This is a genomic window from Paenibacillus kobensis NBRC 15729 (genome assembly GCF_004000825.1).
In the GTDB taxonomy this organism is placed as follows: Bacteria; Bacillota; Bacilli; order Paenibacillales; family Paenibacillaceae; genus Paenibacillus_T; species Paenibacillus_T kobensis.
Map to the genome: position 1 here is coordinate 1 of NZ_BILZ01000105.1, position 8617 is coordinate 8617.

Genomic DNA, 8617 nt, shown 5'->3' on the forward strand with positions numbered 1-8617 from the left:
CTGAATGCACTGAATGCACTGAATGCACTGAATGCACTGAATGCACTGAATGCACTGAATGCACTGAATGCACTGAATGCACTGAATGCACTGACCCGAATTGATCTGCATTGATCCACACTGTTCCACTGATCCATACGGAGTCGCTTCCTCCGCAGCTATCCGCCGTACGCCATTCCAGCACCCCCGACTGACTGAAGCTTGAGCCTCGTTGTACACTGTACAATGAAATCGGCGCAGGAAGCAGGCTGGGTTGGCTTCGTTGTATTCCGTACAATCGGCTCACGGCAAGGCAGGCGGTTTGAGCCCGTATGGAGCATTTACACTCATATTCCATTGTACAAAATGCAACGAGCAAGCGCTGAGTCACGCTGAGACGTGTTCTCCATTGTATGAAATGCAACAAAGCATATCATTGCATACAAAAAATAGACCGGCTCCGACTTAATGGAGCCGGTCTTCTTCGTATGCCGCCCTGCAGCCAATCGTTCAGCGGCCCCAGCAGGCGATCTTTTAGTCGAATGGATGGTCTGGAAAATATATGTTTACAAATAAAGGACCGCTGATTATTATATAAATAAACATTCAGTTATTTAATGAGAGGGCGAACGATCAATGGCAAGGACCGTAAATGAACAGGCGAGACAGGAGAAGAGGGACCGTATACTGGACGCGGCTGTCCGGTTGTTCCCGGAGTACGGCTACGCCGGCACCACCTTCGGTATTATCGCTAAGAGCATTGATATAAGCGCGGCGACGATCTTGTTGTATTTCAAGAGCAAAGAGGAGTTGTTCAGGTGTGCGGTCGTCGAGCCGCTGGAGCAATTCCGAGGACCGTTCTATTCGTTCAAGGAGGCAGAGGGGACGCCGATTGATAAGCTCCGGTATATGCTGAAGACGCATATTGAGATGGCAGCCAACGGGCAGCCCTACCTTCGGCTCGCTCATTACGTCATGGGGCAGTTCCGGCGTTTTCCAGCCGAGACGGCCGTTCTGGACGAGTTCGGCGACCATTTCACAGACATGCTGGCGGCGCTGCTCGATGAAGGGCAAGCGGCAGGGCAATTGCTTCCGCAGCCATCGTGGGAAGCCGCATGGGCATATTTCGCTTTTTATCAAGGGGTCGCACTTACGGATAACACGCGGGCATCGGCCGAATACTGGGTTGGCATGCAGCGCGTAGGCCTTAATTTGTTCTCTCCCGCACCTAACCAATAAGAGATGGAAGGATGGCAACCGTCATGAATCTGCTGGAAATCGACCGCGTAAGCAAGGTGTACAAGAGAGGGAAGTCGCCAGCCAACATGGACATTAGCTTCTCGATCCGGGAGGGCGAGATTATCGGTCTGCTCGGGCCGAACGGAGCCGGCAAGAGCACGCTCGTGAAACAGATCGTCGGCCTGTTGGCGCCTTCATCAGGTGAGGTCCGTTACCGGGGCGTTAACGTGTTGAAGCAGCAGCGGCGGGTATCATCGGAAATTTCGTATTATGCCCAGGAGCCTCATGCGCTGGGCGTACTGACGGCAGGGGAAGCGCTGCTGTACACCGGCTTGTTGCGGGGGTTGCCGCGCCGGGAGGCGGAGATTCAGACGAGAGAGCTGCTCGAAAGATTCGATATGGGCGACTTGATCAACCGCCCGATTAAGCGAATGTCCGGCGGCCAACGCCGCATGATCGGCATGGGAACGACGCTTATCGGCGATGCGCCTGTGCTCGTATTCGACGAACCGACCAATGAGCTGGATCCGCTGAACCGGAAGCTGGTATGGGATCTTATTGTTGAGCGCAACCGGCGGGGTGCCACGATCATGTTGGTGACGCACAACGTGCTGGAAGCCGAGCGGGTGGTCGACCGCGTCGCATTCGTTAATCATGGCCAGTTGCTGGAGATCGATTCGGTCGCGCATCTGAAGCAGCGGGTCGACGGCCGGCTGAAGCTGGATCTGACGGCTGCTTACGGCGAGGTAGAGCGGCTCATCGGCCGGATGGAAGGATGGGGCGATATCCAGCGGACGGGCGAGCACCGGATCAGGCTTTACGTGAATAAGGAAAGAGCGGGCCGGCTGCTCGATTGGATGATCCATGACAACTCGCTTCCGATCGACGAGTATGCGGTGTACCCGCCAAGCTTGGAAGATGTATATGTGTATATCGACGAAAGGAAGGCGGGAGCAGCCCATGCATAGCGCGATCGATGTCAGACCGACCGGAGGCAGAATATGGACGGAATTGTCCATCTTGTTTCGTATCCAGTTTGCGATCGTAAGGGATCAGTGGATTATCGTGCTGCTTATGGCGACTATTTTCCCTTTATCGACGCTATTATCAATGAAGTTCATGTTCGGTGCGACGACACATCAGATTATGGTGAACCTTATTGTCGGCAATATCGTATTCGCGGTTATTATGATGGGCTTCAATGCGCTGGGGCAGGAAATCTCGTGGCAGAAGCATCAAGGCTATTTCACTTATTATGCATCTCTTCCGATTCGCAAGGTCAATTTCGTCCTGACCCAAATGCTGCGCGGTCTAATGACGACGATGCCCTCGGTCATTATTATGGCGGCAGCCGGGGAGTATTTGTTCGACGTTCATCTGCATTATGAGTGGGGACTTATTCCGGTCTTCATACTCGCCGTGCTTAGCATGGTCGGCATCGGAGCGGGCATCGGGTTCTGGTCGCCGAACCATCAGACTACGAGCAATCTCGTGCAAGGACTGATGATGTTTATTGGGTTTCTATCGCCGGTCATGATGGAGCGTGACCAGCTGCCTTTGGTCTTGCAATGGATCGGTTACGTGTTTCCGACGACGTATGCGGCATCCGCGCTGAGGGAGATGCTTACTGCGGGTTGGACGAACGAAGTGTCGGTGAATGTGCTTATCATGTTGTTGTTTGTTCTGGCTTCGTATTGGTTTATATTTAAAATGATCCGGTGGCGCGCTTCGGAATAACGGGAGCGGGCTGACCGAAATACGGCGCGGTGAAGCGCGAACTGAGGGTTAGACGAGTGGAATCCTATACTGATGAACGATATACCGGAGAAAATTTCAGCGGGTGCGACTGGAGAGAGCGGGAGCTCGTGCGCTGCACGTACGAACGGTGCCGGTTTACGGGCGCATCGCTAGAGGAGATCGTGACGACGGGCTGTCGGTTCATCGAATGCGAGTTCGACGGCGCGATGCTGAATGCGTCGCTGCATACCGAGACGGCATTCCTGAACTGCCGGTTCGAGGAAGCGAGCCTGTTCGTTGCGAAGTTTACGAATTGTAAGGTAACGGGCTCCGATTTCACGAAGACAAGGCTCGACGGCCTGACGATTGTGCAGGGCGATTGGTCCTATGCGAACCTGAGGCATGCCCACCTGGCGAAGCAGGATTTGCGCGGTGTGCTATTCGTGGAAGCGGACCTGCATGGCGCGAATTTGGAGAAAGCGGATTTGCGCAAATGCGATTTGACGCGGGCGAACTTGTCTCAGGCGAAGCTTGCGGGGACTGACCTGCGCGGAGCGGAGACGGCCGGAATCGACTGGCTGGCCGTTAATGTGAAGGGTGCGCGAATGGACGGGGCGCAGGCGGTAGGTTTTCTCCGCTCGTATGGTGCGAAGGTGGAGTGAGCACTCCTTCCGTGCAGCGGGCGGGATGTAGTAACATAGGGATGATGGACACAGCCGCTAATCGGGAGGGGAATGGCAATGAACGAGCTTACGACGAACCTGCTCGCGCAAGAAGAAGAGCTGCAGTTCGATGCTTTTACGAATGAGGATGCTTTCACGCTGGGCAGCCTGATCTGCAAGATCGCTGCCGAGGAGATCGGCAAAGGCATTGCGGTACATATCGAGAATGACGAGCATCCGTTGTTCACGCATTATATGGCGGGTACTTCGAAAGAGAACATCTACTGGGTCAATACGAAGAAAAATGTCGTGAACCATTACGGCCACAGCTCCCTGTACGTCGGCGAAATATACAAAGCGCAAGGCACGACGTTCAAGGATGGCTCCGGCCTTCCGCTGTCGGATTATCAAGGCGAGGGCGGATCGTTCCCAATCGTTGTCCGCGGCCAAGGCAAGATCGGCACCGTGACCGTGTCCGGCCTGACTGGTGAAGAGGACCATTGGTGCGCGGTTGAAGGCATTCGCAGAATGCTGAAAGTGAAGTAAGCAACGGTAATAAGGCCATCCGGGTGGATGGCTTTTTGTTTGCGGCGAGGACTGCGAACGGGATGCTGATCTTTGATGAGACTGTGCCAACTCACCTGCAGCGGCTAGGCACGGTCAGTAAGCTGTGAAGGCGGTAATTGCAGCAAAGGCAGTCCAAAATGGCAGCAAAAACAGCAGTGACGATTCCTGCACAACTTACAGGCTTTTACCGGCGGTCGCGAAAACTGCGAATCATTCCTGCATTACATACATTCTTTTGCTGCCGGATCGAAACAACGAATGACTTAACAGCAAAAAGCCTGCATGTTGTGCAGGCTTTGCTCGGTCCGCCACATCAATCGCGGAAATAACTGCACATTGTGCAGGAATCCCCCGCGATGCGATGTGAAATCCCAGTTAAATGGTATAAGGCGTCGCTGTCATTCTCTCTGCCTCTGCGACCGCAGCCTCCAGCGTCATGCCGGCAAAGTGCTGCGCAGGCAGAAACCGTCCGCTCTTCCCGTCGCTGACAAAGGCGCCTACCGCGATGCCTGGCACGACCGTTTTCACGTCGTGATGCGCATGCGGCCCGCCTAGATCGGTGCGGCACCAGCCCGGATCGGTCAAGCTCAAGATGACGTTCGTCCCTTCCAGACGGGAAGCGAGATCCTTCGTGAACTTGTCGAGCGCTGCTTTGCTGGCTGCGTAGCCCGCTTGCTCCGGTTCGTTCCGGATGCCGCTCGTCGTGTTGATGACACGGCCGAAGCCGCGCTCCAGCATTCCTGGAATGAAATGATGACAGATCGTTGCAATGGCAATGAAATTGATGCGGAAGCTCATCTCGTAATCTTCGATCGGCGTACACCAGAAGTCGGTCCGGTAAGCGATCTGAACGGCAGCGTTGTTGAACACGATATCAACCTGTGTTCCTTTGGCCTCGATCTCGCTCAGCATCGCGATGACTTCGTTATGGTTCGCGAGCTCCGCTTGCACGCAGTAGACTTCTACGCCAAGGTCGAGCACTTCCTGCTCGACCTTCTTCGTATGCTCCAAATTCCGGCTGTGAAGGATGAGATTGCAGCCTTGCTTCGCCATGAATACAGCCGTTTCATACCCTACCCCACGGCTTGCCCCCGTAATAAGCGCCCATTTGCCTCGTACATCTACCACAAGTAAGCCCTCCTGTATCGCAATCGTCTATTTGGTCTTACAAGCATGCTGATTCGTTTCGAGGGCCATTGTACCATAGCAAGGATAACAACGTTATTACGGGGGTTGCCCATCTCTTATGCTTTCGTGACTTTCTGCGGTTTGAGGCCGGTTCTTACATCAGCAAATGTCCGCCTTCGACATGTGCGACGGTTCCGGTTACGAAGCTGTTCGTCATCAAATAAAGCACGGTTCGCGCCACGTCGTCAGCCGTGCCGACCCGTTGCGCGGGAAGCTTGCCTGCAAGGGAGGCGTACAGTTGTTGGCGGGCTTCAGGAGCCATCTTGCTGCGGGAAGGGGTATCGATAATGCCGGGGGAGACGACGTTCACTCGAACGGGGGCGAGCTCCAGCGCCAGCGTCCGGCCGAGCGCGGCGACGGCGGCGTTGACGGCGCCAAGAGCGGCGGAGCCAGCCATCGCTTTGTAAGCGACAATGCCTGAGAACAGGGTGATCGAGCCTTGCGGGGATATGCGGGGCGCGCCATATTTGGCGGCATAGTATTGTCCCCAGAATTTATTGTCGAACAACTGACGGGCCTGTGCCGAGTCTGTCGATAAGAACGGACCGCCTGCTGTTTCGGCAGCCGTGATGACGAGATGGTCGATAGGACCGGCCGTGCCGAAGAAAGACCGCACCCGTTCCTCATCCGTCGTATCAAGCTGGAAAGCGGCAGCTTTATCCACTCCGAGAGCCTCAACTGCGGTACGCAATTTCTCTTCCGTACGGCTTGCAATGATAACCTCTGCACCTTCTGCTGCCGCCTGCCTCGCCGTCTCTAGACCGATGCCGGAACTGCCGCCGATAATGACCACTTTCTTGTTCTTCAGCATAAATCATGCCTCCCTTTGGGGAATTGGATACCTGTGGCATCGCGCTCCAGCCAAGTATAGAACCAATAGTTCCATACGGGAAGTAGTGATAATTATTACACATAGTTACCTTTTGGGAAGTTTTGTGCAGCGTAAGCATTCGGCGATATTACAATTGTGCGTTTGTCGAACACGGTGAACTGTTACTGCAGCGTGAGTCCGAACTTTTTGAGCTCAATGAATATCCTCTCGAGCTGCTTGCCTTTGTCTGTCAGCCTGTATTCGACGCGTGGAGGTACCTCGGGATAGACCGTTCTCTGGATGATACCCTGCGCCTCTAATTCCCGGAGCCGGACGGCGAGTGTCTTCGGGCTTATCCCATCCATCGAGCGTTGAAGGTCGCTGAATCTCATCATTCCTTCGATCAGCAGGTCGCGGATGATAAGAAACGTCCATTTGGTGCCGATAACGTCGAGCGTCCGGGCAATGGGGCAAGGCTCGCCCGGTATTCCTTTGTCCAACTTGATCGGTTCCATAGGTCCCATCTCCTTGCGGCGGAAAGAGTAGAGTGCTTTATTGCCATTATATCGAATCTGGTTGGACTGGAGATGGACAAAATGGTTCAGTTTTCATGGCGATCTGCCGAAATAATAGGAGCAGAGTAACGAAAATATTTAGTAATAATGAAGTGTGAATAGGGTACAAGTCATGACTTTATATATAACTCTGCATATGTTAATAAGTATTTATAAGTTAACTAACGTTAATTACTGCTATTCGGTATGTATGTTAGTATATTTTAATAAGAATTTATTTGTCGGGGAGATGAGCACGTTGCAGGGCAATGGGAACGGAAAGCGGTTAACGAAGCTGATCATGGCTCTTTTGATCGGACTACTAATAGCAGGCGGAGGGTGGGTACCAATCCCTAAGGCGAAAGCCTCGGCGGATATGCCCATTGTCGGTGAGGTCAAGATTTTTCCTTACCAGCACCCGCCAATGGGATGGCTGCACGCGGACGGCAGGTTGTTGAGCATTGGGGACTATCAGGCGTTGTTCCTTGCCATCGGCAATCGATTCGGAGGAGACGGTGTAAATACGTTCGCTCTCCCGGATTTAAGAAGCAAGGAGGTTGTATCGGGAACAGGCTACTATATTTCTACCGAAGGCATTGTCCCCTATCCAGGCATGACATTGCCACTCAGTAATGAGGTCGCGGTAAGCGAGTTGAAAATATTTGCTTTCGACTACACAGGCGCAGGGTTGCTGCCTACGCAGCACCAGAGGCTGAGCATTAATTCCTACCAGGCACTCTATTCCCTTATAAGCTCTTCGTATGGGGGAGACAGCACGACGTTCAACTTGCCGGATTTGAGCCCCTTGGCTCCAGGTGTCAGCTATTATATTTCATACTCGGGAGTGTTTCCGTCCGGAGGATATGGGGTTCTACCTTATGTGGGGGAGATCTTGACGTTTCCTAATGCCGTGAACGCTGGAGTGATCGGCGTAGACCAGGCTGACGGCGGGCTCATAAGCATTTCGCAGAATACCGCTCTTTATGCTCTGATTGGGAATCGTTTTGGGGGCGATGGCCGAACGAACTTCGCCGAACCGAACTTCAACGCGGACCCGACACTGCTGTACGGCATTGCGAAATCAGGGGTATTTCCTTCATTGAACTGGTACGAAGCGTACGCGAATCCTGACAGCTATTCGGTTACTATGAATCAGACGCTGACGGTGACGGGGGGCGGAGTTCTGGCGAATGATAGCAATGTTTCATCGTCAATACTGGTTGCCGGCCCGCAGCATGGCACATTGAGTTTGAATGCGGATGGATCTTTTACATACACACCTGTGGCCAATTACTCCGGCAGCGACAGCTTTATGTACAAAGTGCCGGAGGGCAGCATTGCGACCGTTACCATATCGGTTCTGCCTCCTGTGATCTATCGGACGGTGAGCTTTGTTAGCGATGGTGGATCAGCAGTGAACAGCCAGACGGTGGCGCAGGGCGCGATGGCGTCTAAGCCAACTGATCCGACACGAACGGGATATACGTTCGGCGGCTGGTATTCGGACGCTGCATTATCGATACCATTTAACTTCATGGGTACAGCGATTACAGGAGACACGACGCTGTATGCGAGATGGACTCTTAATCAGTATATCGTCAGCTTTAATACCGATGGCGGCTCAGTTATTGGAAGTCAGTCGGTAAGCTACAATGGGAAAGTATCAAAGCCGGTAACCGATCCGACGAAGACGGGTTATACGTTCGCGGGCTGGTACACGAGCAGCGGGCTGACGGTACCGTTCGATTTCACGGGAACGTCGATTACGGGCGACACGACGGTTTACGCGAAGTGGACGGTCAATCCATATACAGTCGACTTTGACACAGATGGCGGTACGGCTGAGGCGAACCAAACGGTCAATTATTATGCGAAGGCGA

Annotated in this window: 9 protein-coding genes; 6 read left to right on the top strand and 3 right to left on the bottom strand. The window is 53.5% G+C overall.

Features of this window, described 5'->3' with window-relative positions; all coding sequences use genetic code 11:
• Nucleotides 1–615: 615 nt before the first annotated feature.
• From PKO01S_RS27820 to PKO01S_RS27840, 5 genes are all read left to right on the top strand, one after another.
• Complete coding sequence (locus PKO01S_RS27820; RefSeq protein WP_127534695.1) at nt 616–1218, top strand: TetR/AcrR family transcriptional regulator; 603 nt, start codon at nt 616–618, stop codon at nt 1216–1218.
• Between the two features lie 11 nt (nt 1219–1229).
• Nucleotides 1230–2186, top strand: a complete 957-nt coding sequence (locus PKO01S_RS27825) for an ABC transporter ATP-binding protein (RefSeq protein ID WP_246070766.1) — start codon at nt 1230–1232, stop codon at nt 2184–2186.
• Nucleotides 2179–2955 carry an ABC transporter permease gene (locus PKO01S_RS27830; RefSeq protein ID WP_127534696.1) on the top strand — a complete coding sequence of 259 codons (777 nt, stop codon included), beginning with the start codon at nt 2179–2181 and terminating at the stop codon, nt 2953–2955. Before PKO01S_RS27825 ends, PKO01S_RS27830 begins: the two co-directional genes overlap by 8 nt.
• A 56-nt stretch (nt 2956–3011) precedes the next feature.
• Nucleotides 3012–3617 carry a pentapeptide repeat-containing protein gene (locus tag PKO01S_RS27835; protein ID WP_127534697.1) on the top strand — a complete coding sequence of 202 codons (606 nt, stop codon included), beginning with the start codon at nt 3012–3014 and terminating at the stop codon, nt 3615–3617.
• A gap of 78 nt (nt 3618–3695) precedes the next feature.
• Nucleotides 3696–4163: a heme-degrading domain-containing protein gene (locus PKO01S_RS27840; RefSeq protein WP_127534698.1), complete on the top strand. Its 468-nt coding sequence runs from the start codon at nt 3696–3698 to the stop codon at nt 4161–4163.
• A 396-nt stretch (nt 4164–4559) separates the two neighbouring features.
• Here PKO01S_RS27840 and PKO01S_RS27845 read toward each other — a convergent pair whose 3' ends face one another.
• The 3 genes from PKO01S_RS27845 to PKO01S_RS27855 form a co-directional block, all read right to left on the bottom strand.
• Nucleotides 4560–5312, bottom strand: coding sequence for an SDR family NAD(P)-dependent oxidoreductase (locus PKO01S_RS27845; RefSeq protein ID WP_127534699.1), 753 nt, complete (start codon nt 5310–5312; stop codon nt 4560–4562).
• A 154-nt stretch (nt 5313–5466) separates the two neighbouring features.
• Complete coding sequence (locus PKO01S_RS27850; protein ID WP_127534700.1) at nt 5467–6183, bottom strand: SDR family oxidoreductase; 717 nt, start codon at nt 6181–6183, stop codon at nt 5467–5469.
• Between the two features lie 182 nt (nt 6184–6365).
• Nucleotides 6366–6707, bottom strand: a complete 342-nt coding sequence (locus tag PKO01S_RS27855; RefSeq protein ID WP_127534701.1) for a winged helix-turn-helix transcriptional regulator — start codon at nt 6705–6707, stop codon at nt 6366–6368.
• Nucleotides 6708–6996: 289 nt separating this feature from the next.
• On the opposite strand from PKO01S_RS27855, the gene PKO01S_RS27860 reads away from it, so the two are divergent.
• On the top strand, nt 6997–8617 hold a 1621-nt coding region (locus PKO01S_RS27860), incomplete at its 3' end, for a tail fiber protein (protein WP_164779817.1).

What these genes read in the sequence shown, in the direction of transcription:
- PKO01S_RS27820 (WP_127534695.1), top strand. Translation starts at nt 616, where the DNA reads ATGGCAAGGACCGTAAATGAACAGGCGAGACAGGAGAAGAGGGACCGT.
- PKO01S_RS27825 (WP_246070766.1), top strand. Translation starts at nt 1,230, where the DNA reads ATGGCAACCGTCATGAATCTGCTGGAAATCGACCGCGTAAGCAAGGTG.
- PKO01S_RS27830 (WP_127534696.1), top strand. Translation starts at nt 2,179, where the DNA reads ATGCATAGCGCGATCGATGTCAGACCGACCGGAGGCAGAATATGGACG.
- PKO01S_RS27840 (WP_127534698.1), top strand. Translation starts at nt 3,696, where the DNA reads ATGAACGAGCTTACGACGAACCTGCTCGCGCAAGAAGAAGAGCTGCAG.
- PKO01S_RS27850 (WP_127534700.1), bottom strand. Translation starts at nt 6,183, where the DNA reads ATGCTGAAGAACAAGAAAGTGGTCATTATCGGCGGCAGTTCCGGCATC.
- PKO01S_RS27855 (WP_127534701.1), bottom strand. Translation starts at nt 6,707, where the DNA reads ATGGGACCTATGGAACCGATCAAGTTGGACAAAGGAATACCGGGCGAG.